The organism is Sorangium sp. So ce381 (assembly GCF_051473845.1).
GTDB classification, from domain to species: Bacteria; Myxococcota_A; Polyangia; order Polyangiales; family Polyangiaceae; genus Sorangium; species Sorangium atrum.
Genome location: NZ_CP150336.1, coordinates 9,400,021 through 9,423,506, shown reverse-complemented (window position 1 = coordinate 9,423,506; position 23,486 = coordinate 9,400,021). Strand labels below are relative to the sequence as shown.

Below are 23,486 nucleotides of genomic sequence, written 5' to 3'. Positions count from 1 at the left end.
CTTGACCACCTGTCGGTTGCCAGCGTCGAGTCGATAGTGACGCTGTATCAGCGTAGCAACGCCGATCCGGGAGGGGGCGTCCCGCGCGCTGGGCGCCGGGGGCGCGGCGCTCTCGTCGCGCTCGTGAGCGCTCAGGGCGATCGCTTCCGCGGCCGCGGGATGCCGTACTCGTCGATGCGGTTGATCAGCGTGCGCAGCGAGACGCCGAGGAGCTTCGCGGCGCGCGTCTGGTTGCCCGCGGACCGCTCGAGGGCCTCGACCACGCGCTGTCGGTCGGCGGCCTTCATCTCGAGCCGGAGCCTCGCCAGGGCGTCCCCGCTCGGCGGCGGCGCGTCGGCCGGCGGCAACCCGGCGCCGCTGGGCGGAGGCGGCGGCAGCGCGACGCGGCCCGACGGAGGTGCGTCGCCGCTCGACGGGGGCGCGGCGCCGCTGGGCGGCAGCGCGGCGCCGCTGGGCGGGGGTGCGGCGCCGCTGGGCAGGGGCGCGGCGCCGCCGGGCGGCAGCGCGGCGCCGCTCGGCGGCAAGGGCGGCGGCGGCGGGATGGTGCCGCTGGGCCGCGACGCGGCGCGGCTCGACGGGGGCGTGGCGCCGTTCGTCAGGTGCGGCGGCAGATCGGCGGGCAGGACCGACTCCCCTGCGCACAGGACCGCCGCGCGCTCGATCACGTTGCGGAGCTCGCGCACGTTCCCCGGCCAGGCGTACGCCTCGAGGGCGGCGAGCGCCTCGGGCGAGATGCGGGGCGCGCCGCGCTGGTCGAGCTGCCGGCACGCCTCCTCGAGGAACCTGCCTGCGAGCGGGCCGATCTCGGCGATCCGCTCGCGGAGCGGCGGGACGACGAGGGAGATGCCGTTCAGCCGGAAGTAGAGGTCCTGGCGGAAGGCGCCGCGCGCGATCTCCGCCTCGAGATCGCGGTTGGTCGCCGCCACGAAGCGGAGGTCGAGCCGGCGAGGGGTGCGGCCCCCGATGCGGAGCACCTTCCGGTCCTCGAGGACGCGGAGCAGCTTCGCCTGGAAGGCGAGGGGCAGCTCGCCGATCTCGTCGAGGAACAGCGTGCCGCCGTGGGCCGCCTCGAGGAGGCCGGGGCGGGCGTGGCTGGCGCCCGTGAAGGCGCTCTTCTCGTGGCCGAAGAGCTCGCCCTCGAGGAGCGACGGCGGCAGCGCGGCGCAGTTCAGCTCGACATAGGGCCCGCTCGACCGCGGCGAGCGCGCGTGGAGGGTCCGGGCGAGCACCTCCTTGCCCACCCCCGTCTCGCCCAGGATGAGCACGCTGATGGGGCTCCGCGCGGCGCGGGCGGCCTGCTCGTAGAGCGCCACCATCACCGGGGCCAGCAGCACGATGTCCACGGGCGGCTTGCCGCGGTCGGGCTCCTCGGCCGCCCCCGCGGGCGCGCGGCCGACGACGACGGTGGTCGCGCCGAGGTTGAAGCGCTCGCCGACGCCGACCTCCGCGCTCTCCCGCGAGAGGCGCCGCAGGCGGTGCGTGCGCGCCGTCAGCGCGCGGGCCTGCGGCTCGCCGACGAAGGTGCCGTTGGCGCTCCCGAGGTCCTCGATCCGGAGCGGCGGGCCGACGTGGAGCGCCGCGTGCCGGCGCGACACCGAGCGATCGTCGATCCGCACGTCGCACCCCTCGTCGCGGCCGAGGACGACGCGGCCGTGGGGCGGCAGCGGGGCGAAGGTGACCGTGCTGCCGGCCACGATCGCGAGCCGGAGCGCCGTCGTGCAGGAGCCCCGCACATCGCCGCCGGGAAAGCCTTCGTCCACGAGCACATCCTACGCGGCGCCGCGCGCCGCCGTGCGTTGGTTCGGCGTTGGTTTGCACGAATCATGCAAAACCGTGCAGAGCGATGCGGCCGCGCAGGCGATCGCGCGGCCGATCGTGCAGTCGGGTGCACGATCGGCGCACCGTCCGCCGGAGCCCTCGCGCGGCGGCGCCGCGAACCGTCGGGGACGCTGCTCGGCACGCCTCCTGCTGTCCAGGAATTCGGGCGATCGCGAGCGTCGATGGCGACCTCAGCGACGGCGCGCGAAGGCGCGCCCGAGCGGGCTCTGCAGCGGCACGACCCGCCCCCTACGGATCACGGATCAGGAGCGAGCATGTGCACCGAGCATGGATCTTTCAATCGCAGGCGCCTTCTCCAGGGGCTGGGCCGTACGGCGGCGGTGGCCGCGTTCGCGCCGGCGTTCCTGTCGACCAAGGTGGCTGAGGCGTACGCGCAGCCGACGTACGAGCACCTCGTCCCTGGGCGGCCCGAGGGCGTCGGTCTGTGCTCGGAGCGCCTCGAGGACGTCTTCGCGCGCATCCAGCGCCGGGTGACCGACGGCCTGTTCCCGGGCGCTGTCGCCCTGGTAGCGCGGCGCGGGAGGATCGTCGGGCACCGGGCGTTCGGCTCCCGGGTCCGCGGCGCGGACGAGCCGATGACGCTCGACACGCTGTTCGACCTGCTCTCCATCACCAAGGTCCTCGCGACGGCGACGTCGGCGGTGATCCTCGCGCAGGACGGCGTGCTTCGGCTGAACGATCGGGTGGCCGACTTCATCCCGGAGTTCGCGGCCAACGGCAAGCAGGCCATCAAGGTGCGCGACATGCTCCGGTACACGGCAGGCTTGCCGCTGGACAGCCAGTTCCTGGACGATCCGGACTGCGAGCGCGTCTGGCAGCGCATGGCGGAGTCGCCGCTCGAGTACGTGCCTGGCACGCAGGTGCTCTACAGCGATCTCACCTACCGCCTCCTCGGGCGGGTGATCGAGGTCGCCTCGGGCATGGATCTCGACGCCTTCGCGAAGGCGCGCATCTGGGGCCCGCTCGGCATGAGCGACACGACCTTCAACCCGTCGGGGGCGCTCATCTCGCGGACCGCGGCCACGGGCTACTCCGAGATCCGGGGGAGGGTGGTGCGCGGCGAGGTGCAGGACGAGCAGGATCACGCGCTCGGCGGGATCGCCGGCTGTGACGGTGTCTTCTCGACGGCGCGGGACATCGCGGTGTTCTGCCAGATGATCCTGAACGGCGGCAGGTACGGCGGCGTCCGCGTCCTGAGCCGCCAGGTCGCCGCCGCCATGGTGAGCAACCAGACGCCCGAGGTGAGGGCGTCGGAGACCGACGTGTCGCCGCTAACGAATCTCCTGATGACGCCCAAGGGGTATGGCTGGGAGCTCGCGACCCACCGCTTCTCCAACGGCGGGTCGCGCCTCTCGAGCGGCTCTTACGGCAAGGCGGGCGGCACCGGGTGCTTCCTGTGGATCGATCGCCGCCGCGAGCTGATCGGGGTCATCCTGACGAACCACGGCTTGCCGACGCCGTTCGATGAGATCGGCTGGAACCGGATGCTCGACGCGGTCGGGAACGCGGAGTTCTTCGACGGGATCGTCAACGCCGTCATCGACGAGTGACAATCGCCTTCATCTCGTCTCCGCGGCGTCCCCGCGGCCCCTCAGGCTCCCTCCAGCGCCGGGCGGCGCGGCCTCACTTGCCGCAGCCGACGCGCTCCGAGTTGAGCGCGAGGTCGTCGTACCACATCGTCTTGGCCCCGCCGTGGTACTTCTCGAACCCGAACTTGAAGAGCTTGTAGTCGTACGGGCCCCAGTCCGTGACGCCCATCGCGGTGACCTCGGTGCCGTCCACGAACACGTTCACCGAGCGGCCCGGCCCGTCGTAGTGGAACTCGAGGCAGTACCAGGTGTTCGCGACGAGCTTCACGCCGCCGCTGCACATGTACGTTCCGCCGTTCGAGAGCTTCTCTTTGTCGTCGCTCTTGCGGTTCAGCTCGAGCTGACACTGGTGCTCGCCGATGCGGATCTGCTCCCCGTTGTTGGGATCCCCGTTGCCTTCCACGGCCGCGACATACGTGTTGTGGCCCATCTGGATGTCGGTGGCGCTCTTGAGGTAGATCCTGCCCCAGAAGTTGCTCGGCACGGCCACGCCGAGCATCTGGCTGAAGTCCGTGCCCGAGACCTTGACGGAGTGGGTGCCGCTGTGACCTGTGCTGTCCAGCGTCACGAACTCGCCCATCCTCGCGCGCAGGTAGTCCGGGAAGAACTGGAGCTCGGAAGGCAGCGAGCCGCCCTCGAAGTCGGAGCAGAAGATGCTGCAGCCGCCGGGGTCCGTGCCGCCGGTCGCCGCCGTGCTGGTCGTTGTGTCGCCGGCGCCGGTGCTCGTGGCGCTCGCGGCGACGTCGCCTGAGCCGCTGCTCGTGGCGCTCGCGGCGACGTCGCCTGAGCCGCTGCTCGTCGTGGCGCTGCCGCTGGTGGCGCTGCCGCTCGTGGCGCCGCCGCCGCTCGAGGCGCCGCCGCTGGTCGCGCCGGGGCCGGAGGAGGTGCTCCCGGGGCCCGGGCCCGCGGCGTCGTCGCCCGACCCGCCGGCGCCGCCGGCCCCGGAGCTGGATTCGCCGCCGCACGCGGCCACGGACCCGAGCGTGAACATGGCAAAGAAGGCAAAGGAACGAGCCGAGAAGGACATACTGGGAGATCTCCTCAAGAACGGGCGCAGAACGGCCCAAGCGATGCGCGCGATACTACCAGTGAACGCCGCGCGTGTCAGGCAGAACCGGAGGAGTGCGCCGGGGCCAGCTCAGGCCTGACGGAGCCCCATCGCGCGCGCGACTCCATCCCGGTATGCCAGCCAGGCCGCGTGCGCAGCGGCCACCGCGGACGCGATCGCGTCCGCCATCGGGCCCTCGTCCGGCGCGTGCCCCAGCACCATCTCCCACGCGTCCCGCCGGTGCCCCCCTTCGACAGCCCGGTGCGCCCTCGCCAGGCGCATGCGCTCGGGCGGACACCCGTAGTGCCGCACCATCGGGTGCGCGCGCAGCGCCTCCTCGATCGGCGGCGCCTCGCGCTGCCCGAGGAGCTCTGCGCGCTCGTGCACGCTGCCCTCCACGAAGATCGTCAGCACCGCCGCGCCCACGACCCACGGCGGCGCCGCGCTCACGTGGTCGAGCAGCGCCCTGTAGGCGTGGGCCTCGGGCTCGAGCGGGAGCGACGCGTCCTCGATGGCCGCGCGCGGGATGCCCAGGCCGTCGATCATCTCCAGGAAGAGCGCCGGGTGCGACACGCCCAGCGAGAGCTTGCCCGTCTGCTCTTCGAAGAGGTTCTCGGCGAGGGCGCTGCGCACCGCGGCCGGCGGCGACTGGCCGAGCACGCGCGCGAGCAGCACCGGGAAGTCGCGCACGTAGACCCGGTATTCGTGCCTGAAGTGGACCGCGAGCTGGTCTCGCGTGAGGCCGGGGCCGGTGAGGTGCGCCCAGGCCCAGTGGTTCTTGCGGTCCATGATCGCGAGCAGGCATTCCTGAAGACGACGCGTCATGCGGCAGCTCCTCGGCAAGGGGGAGCCTTCGTTGTACAGCACCGAAGGCGTCTGCCCATCGCCGTCGTCGCAGCTTGCGCGGAGGGCGGCGCGCCGCCAGGATCAGCGGCAGACGACGTTCGCGTCGTTGCGTCTGGCTGCTCTCCGACGGAGCGCGCCGAGCGCCGTCGTCGCGAGGAGCAGGAGGAGCGCCGCGGGCGCGCGACGGTGGCCGGGCACCGTGCAGCCGCAGCCGCTCGGCTCGCCGGTGCTGCCCGCAGCGCCGGCCTCTCCCCCGCTGCCGGCTCCGCCGGCGCCCACGCCCGCCGTCCCGGCGCCTCCACCTCCTCCTCCCGTGTCGCCTCCACCTCCTCCGGCGCCGCCTTCACTCGTGCTTCCGCCTCCGCTCGAGCCGCTCGTGGCGGCCGCGCTCGAGACCTCGCCCATCCCGCCCGGCGGCGACAGCGTGTACATGAGCGCCGCGCCGGCGGGAACGTCGGCGGACAGGGCGTCGCTCATGCCGCTCACGTCGGCGCGGCGCCACAGATCCCGGATCACCGGCGTTCCCGTGACGCCCAGCTGCGAGAACGACGCGGACATCGTCATGTCCCGGTCTCCATGATTGAAGAACGCCACGGCCTTGCGGTCGCCGCTCAGGTCACGGACCCAGATCTCGCCGCCGTCCACCGTCGTGCGGCGGCCGCGCGCGCCGAGCGCGTCCTGGTTCACGGCGAGCACCTCCTCGTTGGTGAGCAGCGCGAGCGTCCACGCGTCCGAGCCGAGCCGCGCGGGGTTGCCGCCGAACATGAGCGGTGACGGCAGCATGGTCCAGAGCGACATGATCGTGACCTGCTCGTTCTTGGTGAACCTCGTCTGACCCGACGCGTGCCATTCGTTGCGCGGGCCGAGGTAGCCGAGCGGCAGCATGTCGAGGTCGGGCCAGTGGCCCGGGGTGAGGTCGCTCACGCCCTGCCAGGTGCTCGCGGCGCGGAGCACTCCGGGAAGATCGGTGAGCGCGTTGTAATCCCAGAAGTCGTTCACGACGCGCCACATGTTGGCGTTGCCGTTCAGGTGGCCGGACGAGGCGATCAGCCACGAGGGATCGTTGGGACCCGGCGAGAAGCTCAGCATGATCGAGCGCCCGGTCTTCTCCACGGCCCTGTGGATCGCATCGGCCTCGGCCTGGTGGTATCTGCGCGTCGAGTTGTTGAGCATGTCGTCGATCTTCACGAAATCGACGCCCCAGGACGCGTACTGCTGGAAGAGCGCGTCGTACCAGGCCTGTCCTGCCGGCGTGTCGCCGCGAACGCCCCACATGTGCTCATCCCAGGGACAGGGATCGTCGGGGTTGCCCGCGTCGCGCGTGGTGTAGCTCGACCCCGCGATGGGGAGATTCGCGTTGTACGATTTGCGCGGCACGCCGCGCATGATGTGGATGCCGAAGCCCAGGCCCATCGCGTGGATGCCGTCCGCGAGGGTCTTGAAACCGTTGCTGCCCGTCGCCGATGGGTACTTGCCCGTGGCCGGCACATAGCGGCCGTTCGCGTCGATCGGCTGCCCGGGCTCGTACCATCGATAGTCGATGACCACGGTGTTCCAGCCGTACGGCTGCAGGTACGTCCTCACGGCTTGCGCCTGCTCGATCATGTCCTGCTCGGTGACGCTCGCGCCGAACGAGTCGTAGCTGTTCCAGCCCATCGGAGGCGTGAGGGCGAGCGTGCTGCCGGACTGCAGCGTGTACGTGGCGCTCGCCGTGCCGGCGGCGTTGGTGACGGTGACCTGGACCGGATAGGAGCCGGCGGCCGGCGTCGTCCCCGAGATGATCCCCGTGGACGACGTGAGCGTGAGCCCCGCGGGCAGCCCCGAGACAGAAAACTCGAGCGGCGCCCGGCCGGTGGCGGGGATGGCGAACAAGAACGGCGACGAGGGCGCGGCACCGTACACGAACGGGCCTTGCAGGCGCGGCGTGGCGGGCGCCTCCGTCATCGAGATGTCGATGCTCGACTGCGCATGTGCGGCGCCGCTCAGGGCGCTGGTCGTCGCGAGCGTGGCCCCAGCCAGAAGAAGGAAGGCGCGAGGTCGTTTCATGATCTCCTCTGAGCTCTTGGATGCATGTCAGGATGGCGTTCGGCGCACGAGCATCGATGCCCGTGCGTCGCGCCGTGAGCGGTTGCGGCAGCTAGCTTTTACGGGGCGCGTCGAAGCCCTGGACGGTGATGGGCTCACCGGGCGCCTGGGTCGCGTGGTCGAAGACGGCGTAGCGGCAGCCCATCAAGAGCTCATCCGTGATCGCATCGGAGACGGCCGAGCGAACGGAATCAGCGCCGAGAGCGATCGGATGACGAACGCCTCGGCGCGCATGACGACCCATCCAGGGCGAAGCAAACAGATGCGGTTCAGGCTGATTGTGAACGTTCACATTGCCCGCGTCAATTCGAATCGACCGGCCCGCAGGCATCGCATCGTCCAGCCCGAGGGAGGACACGGCTGGCGGGGCTCCTCCGGAGCGCAGCGTCAATCACGAGGAGCGGGCGTGAGGCGCCGCGCTGGTCCTGCGCAGGAGCACCACGGTCTCCAGGCGCGGCTCGAACAGCGAGGCCCGCGTTATTGTGAGCGTTCACATTTTGTGGGTCAGCACGCTCTCGCGCCGCGGGGATGGCGGGAGGCAGAGAAAGGGAGAGTACGCAGGGAGACGGGGAGGAGAGAGATAGATACAGACCAAGGTGGAGAGGTGGGGACCCTTCTCTCTCCTTCCAAAAAAATTCTCGCCCCCCGTATCCTTCCGGCCGCGCCGTTCGTCGGTGGGCCATGACGACGACACCCCCGACCGAACGACGCCTCTACGTCTCCATGATCACCTCCCTCGACGGCTACATCGAGGGCCCGGGCCGCGAGCTGGACTGGTTCCAGGACGGCAACCCGCAGTTCGAGCGGTACTGCGACGAGATGATCGACTCCGTCGGCCTGGCCGTGTACGGGCGCACCTCCTACGAGCTCATGCTCCAGTACTGGCCCGACGCCGAGGCGCGCCCGCGCTCGCCGCAGGACCTCGCGTTCGCGCGCAAGATGAACGCCCTGCCCAAGGTGGTGCTGTCCCGGACCCTGACGCACGCCGCGTGGGCCAACACCCGCGTGGCCCGTGACCCCGAGGAGATCGCCGCGCTCAAGCGGCAGCCTGGCAAGCCGATCGTCGCCTGGGCCGGCGCCGCCCTGGTGTCGACGCTGATCGAGCACCGCCTGGTCGACGAACTCCGCCTGGTGGTGCACCCGGTGGTGCTCGGGGGAGGCACGCCGCTGTTCGCGCGCCGCGATCAGCGCCTCTCGCTGCGGCAGATCCGGACCCAGAACCTGGGCGGCGGGCTGTCGGTCCTGTGCTACGAGCCGGTCTGGTCATGAGCGACGAGCCGCGCGACCTCGGCGAGCTGAGCAATGACGTGAAGGCGTCATGGCAGCGGTTCCTCGACGTGTTCGAGCCGCTCCGGCCCGAGCTGTACCGCTATTGCCGCTACCTGACCCGGAGCCCGTGGGACGCCGAGGACCTGGTGCAGGACACCATGGCCCGCGGCTTCGTCACGCTCGGCACCCTGTTCCACGAGCTGCCCAACCCGCGCGCCTGGCTGTTCCGGGTGGCGTCGAACCTCTGGATCGACCGCGCTCGGCGGCAGCGGCTCGAGCGCGACGCGTTCGGTGAGCCCGCGGCAGCGGCTCCGGCGCCAGGGCACGCGCCCGACGAGCGGGCGTCGCGCGAGGCCGCTGGCACCCTGGTCGCGCACCTGTCGCCCCAGGAGCGCGCGGCGGTCGTGCTCAAGGACGTGTTCGATCTGTCGCTCGAGGAGGTCGCCGCGTCGCTCTCGACCTCGGTCGGCGCGGTCAAGGCGGCGCTGCACCGCGGCCGCGGCAAGCTCGTGGCGCCCGAGGCCGACGAGCCGCGGGCGCCCGCGCCGGGCGTGCTCGACGCCTTCTGCGCCGCCTTCAACGCCGGCGACCTGCAGGCCCTGACCTCGCTGCTCCTCGACAGCTCGATCACCGAGATCGTCGGCGTGGTGACCGAGTACGGGCGCGAGACCCCGGCCGATCCGCGCACCGGGTCGTTCGTCGGGAGCCTCTCGTCGATCACGACCACCGACGCCGGCGGGGTCGATGCCCGTCACCTGGTGGGCTACCTCGGCGGCCCGCCGCGCTGCGAGGTGCGCGCGCATCGCGGCGAGCTCTTGCTGCTCTTCTGGTTCGATCACGACACCGGACCGGCCGTGCGCACCGTCTGGACCGTCGAGACCGACGGCGAGCACATCGCCCGCATTCGCAACTACTTCTTCACCCCCGATGTGATCGCCGAGATCTGCCGCGAGCTCGACGTGCCCTTCCGCACCAACGGCTACAGCTACTGGATCCACGGTTAGTACTGCAGCTGCAATTACGGCGGCCGAGCGCCACGGCGCCGATAGGGACAGCGGCGCGCCAGTGCCTGATGATGCCGTCGCCACCAGGACCAGCGCAGGACCGCGTCGGGGTCAGCCGGCGCGGTCCACTGCAGCGCCCAGAGCAGGCGGCGCACTCGGGGACGGTCAGCGGGATGAACGCATCACGCGCCCCGGCCGCCCAAATGGCCCGCCTGGCGCCCCCCGCGCTCGGGCGGCTCGGCTCTCTGCGCTGCTTATGGGAGCGGCTTGTTCCGGAGAGCCTCGTTGTTGATGTAGGCAGCCTTGTAGGCGTCGTGGCACGCTTTGCAGTCGGCCTTCACGTCGTCCGTCTTGTTGGCCCTGGCGTCGTCGGCCGTCTTCTTGGCCATCTTGGCCCAGTCCGTCATGTTAGGACCGCCGAACTTGCCTGCCTTCTCCATCGCGTTCGCAACCGCGGAGAAGTTGCCAGATGCCATGTGCGTACCTGCGTTGTCGCGCATCCACTGCTGGAGCGGACAGGGCTTCGCCTTGCCATCGCACTTCCCCGCGGCGATCGCTGCGCTCGGGAGCGCTGCGACACCGGCGCCCCCGGCCACGGCCGCCACCAGGATGGCCAGCCACACTTTCTGCATCCTTACCATGAAAGAATCCTCCAGGTTGAACCTAGCCAGGGCGTCGTGTTCGTCAGGAATGCGGCGCCCTCACGAGGATCAGATTACGCAGAGGGGCCAAGCGAACCATGTGCCATGCTCGTCGCATCTGTTTGGCTGCGGGAAACATGGATTACGGGTGTGCCGACGGCTGCGTTGATGGGTGCCCTTTCGGGGCCGCGCCTGCCTCGCCGGGGCCGCAGATGATGACGGGAGGCTGCAGTCTCGGCGCATCACCCCGCGCATCTTCTCCGGGGGCTCGAGGCGGTTTCGCGCAGCCCGGCAAGCCGATGGTCGCGTGGGCTCATGGCAGCGGTTCCTCGACGTGTTCGAGCCGCACCGGCCCGAGCTGTACCGCTGCTGCCGCTACCTGACCCGGAGCCCATGGGACGCCGAGGACCTGGTGCAGGACACCATGGCCCGTGGCTCCGATCCGCGCACCGGGTCGTTCGTCGGCAGCCTCTCGCCGATCACGACCACCGATGCCGGTGGGGTCGATGCACATCACCTGGTGGGCTACCTCGGCGGCCCGCCGCGCTGCGAGGTGCGCGAGCATGGCGGCGAGCTCTTGCTGCTCTTCTGGTTCGATCACGATACCGGAGCCGCGGTGCGCACCGTCTGGACCATCGAGACCGACGGCGATCACATCGCCCGCATTCGTAACTACTTCTTCACCCCCGATGTGATCGCCGAGATCTGCCGCGAGCTCGACGTGCCGTTCCGCACCAACGGCTACCGCTACTGGATCCACGGTTAACGACCTCGCCGTGTAAATACACGTCAATGCGCGTCAATGCGCGGCGAGGTCTGTTCATGCCGGCGCGGCTGCGCCCTGCACGGCCCGGCGCAGCGCTGTGCGCCGCCCCCCTCGGCGCCGCCGGAGCCTTCGCGCCCGGGGCTGGCGCCGTCGCTGCGAGCGGCAACGGACGCAAGGGGGAGCACGGCGAGTAACGCCAAGGGGCGAGCCGAGAACTACGTGCTGGAGATCGCCCCGACAACGGGCGCAGAATGGCCCCGGCGATGCGGGCGACCTCCCGACCTGCCTTCGAGCTGACGAGCCGCCGCGTCGGGCGGCGCTACGAGGGCATCGGCCGCGTCTTCGGAGGCCTCGCGCTGCTGGCGAGCGGGGGAGGGCCTTTGCTGGTCAGCGTGATCGCCCTGGTCCTCGCGCACGTGCTGGGCGACGATCCGAGCGTCCGCGGGTTCGCGTTCCACGCCCTGACCCTCACCGCGCCCGGTGTGGTCGTCGGCCTGGGCCTCTCGTTCGTGAGCGCGCTGCTCACCACCACCGCCGTCGGCTGGAAGGGGCCGGTGCGCGTGGCCGCCGACACGGCCGGGCTGCGTCTCGACTCCGGCGCCGCGGAGCGCTCGATCCCGCTCGCCGAGATCCGCTCCGGCCTTGTCCTGTCGGACCTTCGCGTCCGCGTCGAGCTCCGCCTGCGCCGCGGGCGGGTGCTCGAGGTGCACGTCGCGCGGGAGGAAGAGGGCGCGCGCCTGCTCGCGGCGCTCGGGATCGGCCCCACGGAGCGGCGCGTCGCGGTCTCGCTCGGCAGCGTTCACCGCGAGCTCGTGGCCGGCTGCTTCGGTCTGCCGGCCTTCATGATCCTCTGGCTCGTCGTGATCGCGGCGCTCTTCGAGCCGCTCACCGGCAGCTCCGGACCGGTCGTGGCGTGGTTTGCCCTCACCGTGCTGTCGACCTGGCTTCTCCGCCGCGCCATGCGCCGCACCCAGGTCGTGGTGGGCACCGACGGCGTGCGCGTCGAGCGGCCCTTCTCGACCGTCTGGCTCCCTTACGCCGAGCTCGACTCGGTCGAGAGGCGCGACGATCGGCTCCTCCTCTTTCGCCGGGGCAGCGACGGTCCGGTCGTGCTCCGGACGGGGGAAGCCCTGACAGAGACGCTGGCGCAGCGCATCCGCGATGCGCACGAGGGCGTCGCCGGCGGCGCAGCGCCGCGCGGCGCCGACGCGCTGGAGCGGCGCGGCCGCGATCTCGCGCTCTGGCGCGAGGACCTCCGCAAGCTGCTCGCCGGCGACGACTACCGCGCCGTCGGCCTGACCCCCGAGGACGCGCTCCACACGCTCGACGACGCCAGCGCCCCGCTGGATCGCCGGGTGGGCGCTGCCCTGCTCCTGCGCGTCGCCGGCTACCCGGAGGCGCAGGAGCACATCCGCGTCGCCGCCGGGACCACGGCCGACGATGCGCTGCGCGCTGCGCTCGAGAGCGCCGCGGAGGACGAGGTCGACGACGCGGCGCTCGCGCGGGCCCTGCGGTGAGCCGCGTCCCGCTGAGCCACTTTGGGCCACGCGCGACGGGGGGGCGGGCGGCGGTGTAGAAGGCGAGAGCTCGGGGATATCCGGCGGTAGCGAGATGGCACATGCCCTGCAGGCTGCCGCGAGCGGAGGTGTTCATGTCCCGTAGCTTTCTTCCGGAAGATGCAGCCTTGTTGTCGCCGCTGCCCACGCCGCCGCCTCGGACGGCGGCCCTGGTGCAGCGGGTGTCTCGAGCGGCCGCAGCGGCTGCTGCCGTCTTCGTGGTCGCCTGTGGTCCTGCGGGCGTCGACGAGGGACACGGCCCGGGCGATCAAGGCGAGATCATCCCGCCGATGCCGCCGCCGCCTCCGGACGAGGAGATCATCCCGCCGATGGCGCCGCCGCCGGACGGGGAGGATGGCGAGATCATCCCGCCGATGCCGCCGCCGCCGCCGGACGGGGAAGATGGGGAGATCATCCCGCCGATGCCGCCGCCTCCTCCGGATTGCGAGGGTGGGGAGATCATCCCGCCGATGCCGCCGCCGCCGCCGAACGGGGAAGACGGGGAGGTCATCCCGCCGATGCCACCGCCTCCTCCGGATTGCGAGGGTGGAGAGATCATCCCGCCGATGCCGCCGCCGCCGCCGAACGGGGAAGACGGGGAGGTCATCCCACCGATGCCGCCGCCTCCTCCGGATTGCGAGGGTGGGGAGATCATCCCGCCGATGCCGCCGCCTCCTCCGTGCGAGTGAGGCGCTCGATCGTCGCACCGTTGCGCTCCCCAACATCGTGAGGTCGAAGATGGGCGAACAGGAATGCGAGCTGGAAGTTGCGCCCGAGTGGTGGCGCTGGGCCACGGAGAACCTGCTGCGCGGCGTGCCCGAGGGCGTGATCTCGGAGCAGCTCCAGGCGGCCGGCGTCGGCAGCGCACAGATCGGACAGCTGCTCTCGGCCATCGTCCGTTCGCCCATCTTCGTCGCCGCTCGGCCCTTCGCCAGGTCGGCGCGGCGGCACGAGATGCTGGCGCGGCTCCAGCAGAGAATGGCGTCGACCGCCTGCGACCCGACGGGAATTCCGCGGCGCTCCGGCGTGTCTGGCGAGGAGCTCCGCGACGTCTATGTCGCCGGCAACATCCCGGTCATCTTGACCGACGTCGTGACCCGCTGGCCCGCCTTCGGCCGGTGGACCCCGGCCTACCTCTCCGAGCGCTTCGGCGATGTCGTGGTCGACGTCACGACAGGACGCCAGAGCGATCCCGACTACGACATGCACGCGGCGCGGCACACGGAGAGCACACCGCTGCGCGACTTCGTCGCGCGCATCGTCGGCGCCGCGCGCGAGGAGACGAACGACTTCTACATGGTCGCCAACAACCGCGTCCTCGAGCGGACGAAGCTCGGCGCGCTGCTGGACGACGTGGTGCTCCCGGACGGGTACTGCGCCGTTCAGCGGCTGCTGGGCGCCTCGGCGCTCTGGCTCGGCCCTGCCGGGACCGTCACGCCGCTGCACTACGACACGTCCAACATCCTGTTCGGGCAGGTGTACGGCAGGAAGCGTTATCGCATGATCGCGCCGTTCGAGACGTCGCTGTTCGACGGCGCACGCGCGATGTACGCCGATCGGGATCCGGAGCAAGGCTCGATGGCCCCGGTGCTCGTGAAGGACGTCGTGCTAGAGCCGGGCGAGGCGCTCTTCATCCCGGTGGGCTGGTGGCACCACGTCCGCGCGCTCGACGCCAGCATCAGCCTGGGGATCAACAGCTTTCCGTTCCACAACAACTTCGACTGGTACCGGCCGAGCAACATCGGTTAGCCAAACATCGGGCCCATAAACCCGCACGAGCGCGCCTCCTTCGGCATACGATGGCTCGCGGGAGGCTGCGTCTTGACCATCAGAAACCTCGTGTTTCAGGGCGGCGGTGTGAAGGGGATGGCGTACGTGGGGGCCATCGACGAGCTCGAGAAGCGGAACGCGCTGGCCGCCGTGACCAGCGTCGCGGGCACCTCGGCCGGCGCGATCACGGCGGCGCTCCTCGCCGTCGGCGCCGGCGCGGAGCAGGTGGGGCGTATCCTGCGCTCGACCGACTTCACCTCGTTCATGGACGGCGGCGGCTGGGTCGTCGGCGGCACGGTCCGGCTCTTCGACGGTTATGGCATCCATCCGGGCAAGGCGTTCGAGACCTGGCTCCGCGCCCAGATCGCCGAACTCACCGGGGTCCTCACGGGGCGCGCTCAGCCCGACCTCACCTTCGGCGACCTCCAGGCCCTCGCCGCGCAGCACCCGGGCAGGGCGCGCGCGCTCTACGTCGTGACGACCAACCTCACCAGGCAGGTGGCCGAGGTCTTCTCCGCCGAGGCGCACGCGGACGTCCCCGTCTATCAGGCCGTGCGCATGTCGATGAGCATCCCCCTCTTCTTCGAGGCCTACCCCTTCCGCGGCGATCTCTACGTGGACGGCGGCGTGTCGTGGAATTACCCCATCGACCTCTTCGACGGCACGCACCGCCGGCCGATCCTGGGCCTGCTCGGCAAGGCGGTCGGTATCAACCCCGGCACGCTCGGCTTCAGCCTGGGGACGAAGGCGCAGATCGACTCCGCAAAGGACGGCTGGCGCCCTCTGCCAGCTCGCATCGACGGCCTGGAGGGCTATGTAAAGTCCCTTACCTCGTTCATCCTCGATACCTCGACGCTCCGGCACCTCGACAGCGCGGCCATCCAGAGGACCGTCTTCATCGACAACGCGAACATCCCCACCACCGATTTCGAGATCACCCCCGCCCAGATGGACGCGCTGATCGAGAATGGCGCCGAGGCCACCCGGCGCTGGTTCGAGGCGCACCGGCTGGCCAGCTGGGCGGCGGCCAGCCGCTGAGACGCCGCGCGCGGGGCCGGACACCGCCGGCGCTGGAAGGAGCTTCTCGGGCTCAGGGCCCTCCGTCGCCAGGGATGAGCCGCTCGAGAGGGGTTTCGGCCCGGCCTTCCCTCCGGCGGCCCGCGTTGACCTAGCTGATCACTTGGTTGACGAACGCTCATCCCGAGGGGCGTTCCGTTGTCAGCGGACGGTAAAGACTGGCCATCACAACCGAGCTAGCCGTCCATCATCGAGCACCACCCATGGAGATGACGTCGAATACGCCTCGGTCCCGGCAATAGGCAGGCTTGGCGCATCCGCGAGCCGATCGAGTCCTTCTCGGAGCTTCATGCCACGGTCGGTGAGCCGATAGACCAGCGATAGCATCGGGTAGCCATCTGCCGGCTTCGGTCCCGTCGCCCGCTCGACAACCGCACTCGAATCGTGATCTGCCCATTGCTCCAGCCGGCGTGGTAGGAACAGATCGCCCGTGCAGTCGAGGAACTGCCACAGCTCGACGCCCAATTTCGATTTGTCGCCGCACACGGCCAACGGAGTCCGCCACTCCGTCGACAGAAGAGCCAAGATGAGCTCGTCGAATCGACTGAGGCGTATGGCTCCTCTCATGCTCCTTCTTGGAAAGAAGGAAGAGAGAAGCGCCCACAAGGGAGCGAGCTCTGGAAACCCTTTGACGCCACGTGTGCACCTTTCGACGAAAGGCAACGGATTCGTATCGACGTACCTCTCCCAGAGGCGGACGGCACGATCGTAGCGTTCCCGTGGCCAGGGGCGAGCCTTGTCGAGGCGCTCCAGAAGAACCTCGTCAGGATGATCAGACACCGATGCGGAGCAGTCGAACGGAGGCAGCGGTTCCTCGGGGATCCTTGAGCGGTGTACTGGATCAAAGTCGGCGATAAAGACATTGTGACGCGCGATCCCTAGGTGACGCAACCAGCTACAGGCCCTCCAGAGGTTGACTCGCTCGTGGAGGCTCGATGACACCCACAGGACAACGGGCAGATCCCAGCGGATATCCGATGAATAGAGCCGGTCCCACTCTTCGGACGAAGACCACCATGCCTCGCGCGTCCGGGCATGCTCCATGGTATCCATTCGACTCGGTCCGATAATAAGGCAATCGGACGCACGTACCGTATTGTCCGCGCCGAGTCGTGCCAGGCGCTCTGTTGTCGGTGTATCGAAGGCAACATGCGTTGCGTCCCGAATGGATTTCTGGAACATCGTGTTCATTCAAATCCACACCGATAGCACTCGTCGTACGTGTATCGCTTTTTGAGCTGACAGTCGCGCCTGCAGATTGCGCAAAGAGATTTGCCGCCATCAATAATACGGTTGCATGGATAGCCTTTGTCCTGGCAGTCGACGTACATGTCTGTGCATGACCTGTCTGGAGTGCAACCGGCCATCTCCTCAGAGGAGCCGCTGCCCACGTCGTCACCGTTCCCGAACCAGTCCCCCGTAGCTGCTGATCCAGGTGGGTATGGTTCTCCGGCCCCTGTGCTTTCCCCTCTAAGATAGCACTCGCCCACGTCGTAGTTGCATGCCCACACCGTGAAACAGAGAGGAATAAGAACAGGGATCGCCTTCAATTTCAGCCTGTGGCGCATGCTCATCCTCCAGATTTTCCTAGATGCTTGTGCGGAGGGGCGGCGTCAACTGTGATTCAGGGAATGGATTGCGTCCCTGCGGCTACGGCTTGTCAATTTCGCCCGGGTCTGAAGACGAGCTCGAGCTGAGCGCAGCGGGTTGCACATCGTCGCGGCCGAGCTCGGCGCGGACGATCGGAGGTCGAGGCGCACGTCGGCGCGGCCTCGAGCCTTGAGCCTGCTCGGCGCGGGAGGTCTCGAGCGTGAGCGCGGCGCAGCCCCACGGCGGGGTCAGGCTCACGTGCGCTGTACCTCAGATCTGCGCGCGTCGCCGTCAGCGCGCAGCCGGTGCCTGTCCACCGAGCGTGTGGCGTTGTCCCTACTCAGGGAATGGCTGCCGAGCACGCATCCCCGCCGTACATGCCGTGCGCCCCATCTGGTGCATCGTTCGGCCAGGGCCACTTTTCGCCATCGCGGCCCCCAGTCCCCATTTACCAATGCCGCCGAGTTGGCCAGTTCCGCCAACCCCGCCCTTGCCGCCGTCGCCCGCGACGACGCTGAGCGGGACCTCAGCGAGCAGGCGCCATGGTCAGGACGATCTTGCCACGCGGGCGGGGGCGGGTGCCGTCGAGCATCTCGTGCGCGCCGCGGACCTCGGCGAGCGGCAGCACGGCGCCGATGTCGACCGAGAGCTCGCCCGCGTCGAGCAGGGCGGCGATGCGGTCGAGGTGCGCCGTCGTGACGTCGACGAGAAAGAAGCTTGCCCGCACGCCGCGACGGGCGGCCTCCTCCTGATCAGGGGTCGACACCGCCGAGACCAGGCTGCCACGCGGCCTGAGCACGGCGAAGGACCGCGCCTGCGTGTCGCCACCGACGAGGTCGATGACGGCATCGACGTCCTGGGCGGCATCCTCGAAGCGCTCGCTCCGGTAGTCCACGACGACGTCCGCGCCGAGGCTGCGGACAAAGTCGCGATCCTTGGCCGAGGCCGTCGCGATCACACGGGCGCGGGCCCGGCGCGCGAGCTGCACCGCGTACGCGCCGACGCTGCCGGCCGCGCCGTGCACCAGCACGGTCTGTCCGGCCTCGAGCTGGGCCTGATCGAACAGCGCCTGCCACGCCGTGACGGCGATGACCGGCACGGAGGCGGCCTGCACGTCGTCGAACCGGAGAGGCTTGCGCGTCACCATGCATGCCTGCGCCAATGCATAGCCCGCCTGTGCGCCGGTGAAGCGCCTGTTGGCGACGCCAAAGACCGCTGCGCCCGGCGCGAGGCCGGTCACCTCGGGGCCGACCGCGACCACGGCACCAGCGAGGTCCGAGCCGAGCGTCAGCGGCAACGGCTGGGGCAGCACGCTCTTGCCGGCACGAATCCAGGCGTCCCACGGCCCGACTCCGGCCGCCGCGACGCGGACCAGCACCTCGCCCGGGCCCGGCAGCGGGACCGGCACCTCTTCGATGACGATGACCTCGGGGCCGCCGAACCGGTGGACTCGGGCGGCGTCGGTCGAGCTGGGAGGAAGCATCGTCGTGAACATGGTGTGGCCCTCGCGAGCGTCGAGGGGGCGCGCCGGCAGAACCAACGCGCCCGCGCAGAGCCCGCCCGCGGGGCCCGTGCCGCTCGAACGCCGCGGCTTCGGCGCGGGCCTCAAGGCCATGCTGGGCGGCTACGGTCACCTCTTCCTCGGCGGCGGCTCGGGCGGGCGCGTCTGCCGCTGCCCGAGCCGCCGCGTCGGCGGGGCGCGAGGTCAGAATTGCGTGAAGAAGCTCCAGATGGACGAGCTCGCGAAGCTCGGCGTCTGGTGGTCACCGGGAAACTCGCAGCGGTGCACCGGGTATCCCTCCCGGCACCCTTGATAGGCGACGCACGAGTTGGAGCCTACGGGGCTCGTCTCGGTGCTGCAGCCGTTCTTGCGCACGAAGACGTCGAGCGCCGCCCTTCCGGCCGAGAGGGGGACGACGCTGTCGGACAGGCCGTGCGACATCCAGACGGCGACGGGCTGGGTGTTGGATTGGTTGCAGCCGCTGTAGAGGGCGCCGGACATCGGCGCGATGGCCCGGAAGACGTCGGGCATATCACAGCCGAGCGCGTTCGACATCATCCCCCCGAAGCTCCACCCGGTCGCGAAGACGCGGCTCGTGTCGACGCACAGGTTGGCTTTGAGGGAGTCGACCATGGCGCGGGCGAAGGCGACGTCGCGCCCGCCCGTGTTGGCCCAGCCGTTGTCGATGCCGTTCGGCGAGACGAAGATGGCGCTGCCGTTCGCCAGCGCCTTGAGCCCATAGTACCCGTTGTTCACGACGTCGTTGGCCGATCCGCCGCGCCAGTGCCAGCCGAACACCAGCCGATACGCCCTGTTCGGGTCGTAGTTCGCCGGAATGTCAAGCACGTACTGGCGCGTGGTGCCGTTGACGTTGATGGTGCGGTTGCCGCTGGCGAGGGAGGTGGGAATGCCGCAGCCGGCGCTGCGCGTGCCGGCGGAGCCGCCGCCGCCGCCGGAGCCACCGGAGCCGCCGGTGCCGCTGCCCCGCCACAGGGACCATGTGCGTCCCCCCCAAGGAACCGCCCGGTGCTCCTCGGCCGCCTTCGCCGCCCAGCTCCGGTGGTCCCCCATCGCCGCCCCACCCCACCCAGCGTCGAGCATCTCGATTACGCTATCGCGCACCGTCAGCCTGGCGTGGAGCGCGAGGATCCCGATGGTCGGGTGCGCGTTCCCGCCCCCGCGGCCGCCTCAGCTACCGCAGCCGCCGGCGCCTCCCGAGCGGCCGCCGGCAGCCTCCCTTGGAGGCCACGCCGCACACGGCGAGCCCGCCTCGGCGGCCGCCGCCCCCGCCGCCGCCCTGACCCGGCATGCCGCGGCCGCCCTCGCCGCCCTTGTCGCCCTCCCATCCCATCCTGTCTCGCTGAGCCGCCCGATGCCCTCGCCAGGCGCACCGACGCCGCCCCACGCGCCATAGATCGCGAATGACCCGACCTGGCAACCACCGTCTGCCCTGTCGCCGTCTCCTCCTCCTCCATGGCTCGTGGGGCCTGCTGTCCGTACGGGCTCGCCATCCTCCCCGTTCCCAGCGCCGCCGGTGAGCCCGCCTCCTCGCTTGGCACCGACGCTCTGGATCCCGCCCTCGCACGGGTTCTGATCTCCTGATGGCTCGCGTGTGCGAACCGGCGTGAACCTCGACACCACCATCGGGTCGGGGACGGAACGCTTGGGATCTGCCGCTGATTTCGAGGCCGTCAGCCAGAGGCGCTGCGGACTCCCCGGAGAACCGACCGACCGACCGGCCGGGTGCCATCGGAGAACCGAAGGTGGACGACATCTGAGTTCGCGTCCCGGTACTCGGCAATGGATGCGGCATATTCGGCCGAGATGGCTGACAAGGGAACGACATCCCCATCGATGGCGACCTCGGGATCGATCCACCGCACCTTCGCCCTAGCGCTGAGGTCGGCCTCGTCCGGCGGTGCTGCAACGAACTCCACGTCGGGGGCGAGCCCGTCCATCACCTCGGCGACGGCTCCGTCCCGGCGACCGGCATCCTGCAGTTTGGCCCACAAGTCGTCGTCCGTGCCCCATATATCTTCGTGACGGAGGAAGCCCCTGTCGAACGCGTGCCGCAGCGCCTGCCCGCACAATTCGTAGAACGCGACGTGACGGGGATTCACCCAGCTCCTCCTCGCGCACGCCAGGTAGCCCTCGCCGAACTGACGCGCCGACTCCGCGTCGATGAAGGCCATCCGCCCGCCGACCGACGTGATCTTCGTCAGGAGCGACCGGGCTTCTTCGGCGGAAGCGATGCCGAGCGGCTCGAGGTCGCGCAGGGTGTAGTCGGTGCGGTCCGCGCACAGACGGGGCGCGGGCTGCTCCAGGAGCGGATAGCGGGTTTCGTCCAGGATGGCGACGAGATCCAGGCCGTGCCGCCCGCAAATTTCTGGGATCTCGGTCCTTCCGGCGTAGTCGAGCTTCTCGTCGTCATGGAAATCCTGGGCCGAGGCCCGATTGAACACGTAGTCAATCACATGGCTCAGCGCCGTGTGGCTAACGTCGTGCAGCAGCGCCGCCGCCTGCTCGTCCACGCTGGCGCCCAGCCGTCGGGTGAGCAGCATGGCGCCGACCGAATGCTCGTACCTCGTCGTCCGCGGAGAGATACCCAGCAGGGCGACGATGCCGCCCATCGTGACGCCCTTCAGCCGCTGGACCGGCGCGGTTTCCACCAGCTCGACCAGTACGGGCTCGTCGACGACGACGGCACCGCACAGCTTGTCCTCGATGATCATTCCCTGCTTCCGGTTCCGATCGCCCGAGTGGACTAGGCCTGACCTCAGGCGGCGGCCGAATTGCCCCGTGCCGTGGCGACCGGGTGCGATCGTCCGCCTCGGATCCCACATCCGATCGATACAATGGGCAAGTTTTTTACGCAATCATTCCATCGACCGATTTCCGGGTGCGCTTGCCCAAGAACGCCTTCTGCTCCATGACATGCGTGTAGTCTCCACGCAAGCGCACGGAAAAGGCGTCGAGCTTCTCGATGTCGGCATGGACGGCTCGCGACAGTTCCGCATTGTCGCGAATAAAATCGAACTCCAGGAACTCCCTGAATATCCGCTGCCTCCTCCGTTCGAATTCGATCACGACGGCGGCCAGGTCCTTCAGGAATTTCGACTGCCCTGCGGGCGCTATCCTGACCCTCATCTCCGGCTTGCCGTCGTCCTCCACCAGGACCGGCAGCGATTTGGCCACCCTGATCCTCATCGCCGGCTTGCCGTCGTCCTCCACCAGGACGGGCACCGACTTGGCCACCCTGCACATCTCCAGGCCGAAGTCGAGGTCGATCAGCCGGATGCTTTCGATCGTCATCTGGGCGTTCTCGAACTTGGCGGGATCGGAGAACGACGAGAACCGCAGGGTCTTGAGGGCGTAGTCCGTCGACCCTTTGCGGGCATTCCAATTGCCGGAGATTTGCGCCACCGTCTCGACGATCTCGCTGGCATAGTCGCTGTCGTAGAACACCAGGTCGACCCGCTTGTCGTCCGAGATCAGGCCCGCGCGTTTGGCGAGGTTCTCGTAGGCCGTCCCCACCTGGACCCGCATGACGTGGAGCGGGTTGGTGACGTGCCGGTACATCTTGCTTTCCTTGAGCATGCTCAGGTTGAACTCGAGTTCACGGATGTCGGTCATCATCGGGTCGATCGAGATGAAGCCCGCGACGAGGGTGACGCCCGAATTTTCGAGCAGATCCACAACCTGGGCATTTGCGTCCGCCTGCTTTTTCTCCCCTTTCGTGCTCCGGCCGCTCGGCAGGATCCCGTACCGCTGCAATTGCGGCGGAGAGAAGCTCTCCAAGCCGATGAAGACGTCCTTCAGGCCCGCATCAACGAAGGCGTGGAAACAGTCGAGCTTGCGCTGCTGCTCGACCTCGTCGTCCCCGGGCCGAATCATGTTGGTCGCGCGGGTGGACATCGAGAACGATATCCGCTTGTTCAGCCCTGTGGCGACCATGAGCCGGGCGAACCGCTGGGCGTTGTCGGAGGTGAGGGGAAAATCGTCGTCCGCGAAGGCGATCGATCGGACGCCAAGGTCGGCAAGCTCCTCCAGGTTGCGGACGACGAGTTCTGCGGGCCGCTCCTCCAGATCCCGGCTACCCCTCAGCTCCTTGATCGAACAGAACGTGCAGAACGATTGGCAGCCGCGGCTGAACTCCGCCCAGATCATCCCCTTCTTGCCGAGGACCTCCCGGACCGTCTGCGCGGTCGGCAACGCGACCTCACCGAACGGCATCGGCACCTTCGCCTTAGACGTCGACATCACCTTCTGGGCCACGGGGTCAAAGTACATGACGTTCGGGACGTCCTCGATGTTCTCGAAACCGCGCCCGATGAGCTCCGTCAGGGGATATTCCCCCTGGCGGGCGACCACATAGACATCTTTCCGCGCCGAAGGCCCGAGCTTGTCGGTCGCGATGTCGAACAGGTCCTCCGCCGCGAACGTCGCGTAGACACCGCCAAATACGATCTTCGGTGCATAGAACGGATCCTTGTTTCTGATATCGGCAAGAGTGGACAACAATAAGTACAGGTCGTCAAGTGATCCGATCTTGGTCGAGATGCCGATTACTCCGGGTCGCATCCTTTCAATAAACGAGGCCGCCCGCTGCAGCGCATCGTCATGGTCCAATTGCAGGTCGATGTGCTCGGGCGTGACGCCGATCCGCTCCTGGATATGACCGGCAATACTCTCCGCTCCCAAGCCGAAATGAATTGCCCCCTTCGAAAATAACGGAGAGTCCAATGACAAAAGAAGAATGTCGCCGCGGACATACAAATTCATGGGGCCCGGCGACCAAGCGAGCGGATACTGCCCTCCGATCCTGTCGATCGTGACGAAGCCCCTGTACTGCTCTCCCATCTTCATCGCGGCGAACTTTCCTTCGGAGATTTCATATAAACCGTG

Annotated in this window: 20 protein-coding genes; 8 read left to right on the top strand and 12 right to left on the bottom strand. The window is 69.3% G+C overall.

Going from position 1 to position 23,486, the window contains the following annotated elements; all coding sequences use genetic code 11:
• Positions 1-131 precede the first annotated feature (131 nt).
• Positions 132-1,760: a sigma 54-interacting transcriptional regulator gene (locus WMF29_RS35345; RefSeq protein WP_437324509.1), complete on the bottom strand. Its 1,629-nt coding sequence runs from the start codon at positions 1,758-1,760 to the stop codon at positions 132-134.
• Positions 1,761-2,093: 333 nt separating this feature from the next.
• Here WMF29_RS35345 and WMF29_RS35340 point away from each other — a divergent pair, with 333 nt between their 5' ends.
• Entirely contained in the window at positions 2,094-3,389 is a 1,296-nt protein-coding gene (locus WMF29_RS35340) for a serine hydrolase domain-containing protein (RefSeq protein ID WP_437324508.1), read from the top strand.
• A 73-nt stretch (positions 3,390-3,462) separates the two neighbouring features.
• Here WMF29_RS35340 and WMF29_RS35335 read toward each other — a convergent pair whose 3' ends face one another.
• The 4 genes from WMF29_RS35335 to WMF29_RS35320 all read right to left on the bottom strand — a co-directional run bounded on the left by WMF29_RS35335 (position 3,463) and on the right by WMF29_RS35320 (position 7,765).
• Positions 3,463-4,455 (bottom strand): hypothetical protein, encoded by a 993-nt coding sequence (locus WMF29_RS35335; protein ID WP_437324507.1) that lies wholly within the window; start codon positions 4,453-4,455, stop codon positions 3,463-3,465.
• A gap of 111 nt (positions 4,456-4,566) precedes the next feature.
• Complete coding sequence (locus WMF29_RS35330; protein ID WP_437324506.1) at positions 4,567-5,301, bottom strand: iron-containing redox enzyme family protein; 735 nt, start codon at positions 5,299-5,301, stop codon at positions 4,567-4,569.
• Positions 5,302-5,403: 102 nt separating this feature from the next.
• The gene (locus WMF29_RS35325; RefSeq protein WP_437324505.1) at positions 5,404-7,368 is read right to left on the bottom strand and encodes a putative Ig domain-containing protein; all 1,965 of its coding nucleotides are present in this window, start codon (positions 7,366-7,368) and stop codon (positions 5,404-5,406) included.
• 91 nt (positions 7,369-7,459) lie between these two features.
• Complete coding sequence (locus tag WMF29_RS35320; RefSeq protein WP_437324504.1) at positions 7,460-7,765, bottom strand: hypothetical protein; 306 nt, start codon at positions 7,763-7,765, stop codon at positions 7,460-7,462.
• A 323-nt stretch (positions 7,766-8,088) separates the two neighbouring features.
• Here WMF29_RS35320 and WMF29_RS35315 point away from each other — a divergent pair, with 323 nt between their 5' ends.
• Both WMF29_RS35315 and WMF29_RS35310 read left to right on the top strand, forming a co-directional pair.
• A complete protein-coding gene (locus WMF29_RS35315; RefSeq protein WP_437324503.1) occupies positions 8,089-8,676 on the top strand; it encodes a dihydrofolate reductase family protein in 588 nt (195 codons plus the stop codon).
• A complete protein-coding gene (locus WMF29_RS35310; RefSeq protein ID WP_437324502.1) occupies positions 8,673-9,680 on the top strand; it encodes an RNA polymerase sigma factor in 1,008 nt (335 codons plus the stop codon). Before WMF29_RS35315 ends, WMF29_RS35310 begins: the two co-directional genes overlap by 4 nt.
• A 254-nt stretch (positions 9,681-9,934) precedes the next feature.
• Here WMF29_RS35310 and WMF29_RS35305 read toward each other — a convergent pair whose 3' ends face one another.
• Positions 9,935-10,321 carry a hypothetical protein gene (locus WMF29_RS35305; RefSeq protein WP_437324501.1) on the bottom strand — a complete coding sequence of 129 codons (387 nt, stop codon included), beginning with the start codon at positions 10,319-10,321 and terminating at the stop codon, positions 9,935-9,937.
• A gap of 307 nt (positions 10,322-10,628) precedes the next feature.
• Here WMF29_RS35305 and WMF29_RS35300 point away from each other — a divergent pair, with 307 nt between their 5' ends.
• The 5 genes from WMF29_RS35300 (at position 10,629) to WMF29_RS35280 (ending at position 15,451) form a co-directional block, all read left to right on the top strand.
• Entirely contained in the window at positions 10,629-11,087 is a 459-nt protein-coding gene (locus WMF29_RS35300) for an RNA polymerase sigma factor (protein WP_437324500.1), read from the top strand.
• A 263-nt stretch (positions 11,088-11,350) separates the two neighbouring features.
• Entirely contained in the window at positions 11,351-12,604 is a 1,254-nt protein-coding gene (locus tag WMF29_RS35295; RefSeq protein WP_437324499.1) for a hypothetical protein, read from the top strand.
• Positions 12,605-12,771: 167 nt separating this feature from the next.
• Positions 12,772-13,332, top strand: coding sequence for a hypothetical protein (locus WMF29_RS35290; RefSeq protein ID WP_437324498.1), 561 nt, complete (start codon positions 12,772-12,774; stop codon positions 13,330-13,332).
• 49 nt (positions 13,333-13,381) lie between these two features.
• Positions 13,382-14,392: a cupin-like domain-containing protein gene (locus WMF29_RS35285; RefSeq protein WP_437324497.1), complete on the top strand. Its 1,011-nt coding sequence runs from the start codon at positions 13,382-13,384 to the stop codon at positions 14,390-14,392.
• Between the two features lie 72 nt (positions 14,393-14,464).
• A complete protein-coding gene (locus WMF29_RS35280) occupies positions 14,465-15,451 on the top strand; it encodes a patatin-like phospholipase family protein (protein ID WP_437324496.1) in 987 nt (328 codons plus the stop codon).
• Between the two features lie 204 nt (positions 15,452-15,655).
• Here the strand turns inward: WMF29_RS35280 and WMF29_RS35275 are convergent, their stop codons facing one another.
• The 6 genes from WMF29_RS35275 to WMF29_RS35250 form a co-directional block, all read right to left on the bottom strand.
• Entirely contained in the window at positions 15,656-16,681 is a 1,026-nt protein-coding gene (locus WMF29_RS35275) for a hypothetical protein (protein ID WP_437324495.1), read from the bottom strand.
• A 925-nt stretch (positions 16,682-17,606) separates the two neighbouring features.
• Entirely contained in the window at positions 17,607-18,575 is a 969-nt protein-coding gene (locus WMF29_RS35270; protein ID WP_437331199.1) for an NADP-dependent oxidoreductase, read from the bottom strand.
• Between the two features lie 210 nt (positions 18,576-18,785).
• On the bottom strand, positions 18,786-19,703 hold the full coding sequence (locus WMF29_RS35265) for an alpha/beta hydrolase family esterase (protein ID WP_437324494.1): 918 nt from the start codon (positions 19,701-19,703) through the stop codon (positions 18,786-18,788).
• A 70-nt stretch (positions 19,704-19,773) separates the two neighbouring features.
• On the bottom strand, positions 19,774-19,932 hold the full coding sequence (locus WMF29_RS35260) for a hypothetical protein (RefSeq protein ID WP_437324493.1): 159 nt from the start codon (positions 19,930-19,932) through the stop codon (positions 19,774-19,776).
• Positions 19,933-20,272: 340 nt separating this feature from the next.
• The gene (locus tag WMF29_RS35255) at positions 20,273-21,313 is read right to left on the bottom strand and encodes an HD domain-containing protein (RefSeq protein ID WP_437324492.1); all 1,041 of its coding nucleotides are present in this window, start codon (positions 21,311-21,313) and stop codon (positions 20,273-20,275) included.
• A 136-nt stretch (positions 21,314-21,449) separates the two neighbouring features.
• Positions 21,450-23,447, bottom strand: coding sequence for a B12-binding domain-containing radical SAM protein (locus WMF29_RS35250; RefSeq protein WP_437324491.1), 1,998 nt, complete (start codon positions 23,445-23,447; stop codon positions 21,450-21,452).
• Between the last annotated feature and the right edge of the window lie 39 nt (positions 23,448-23,486).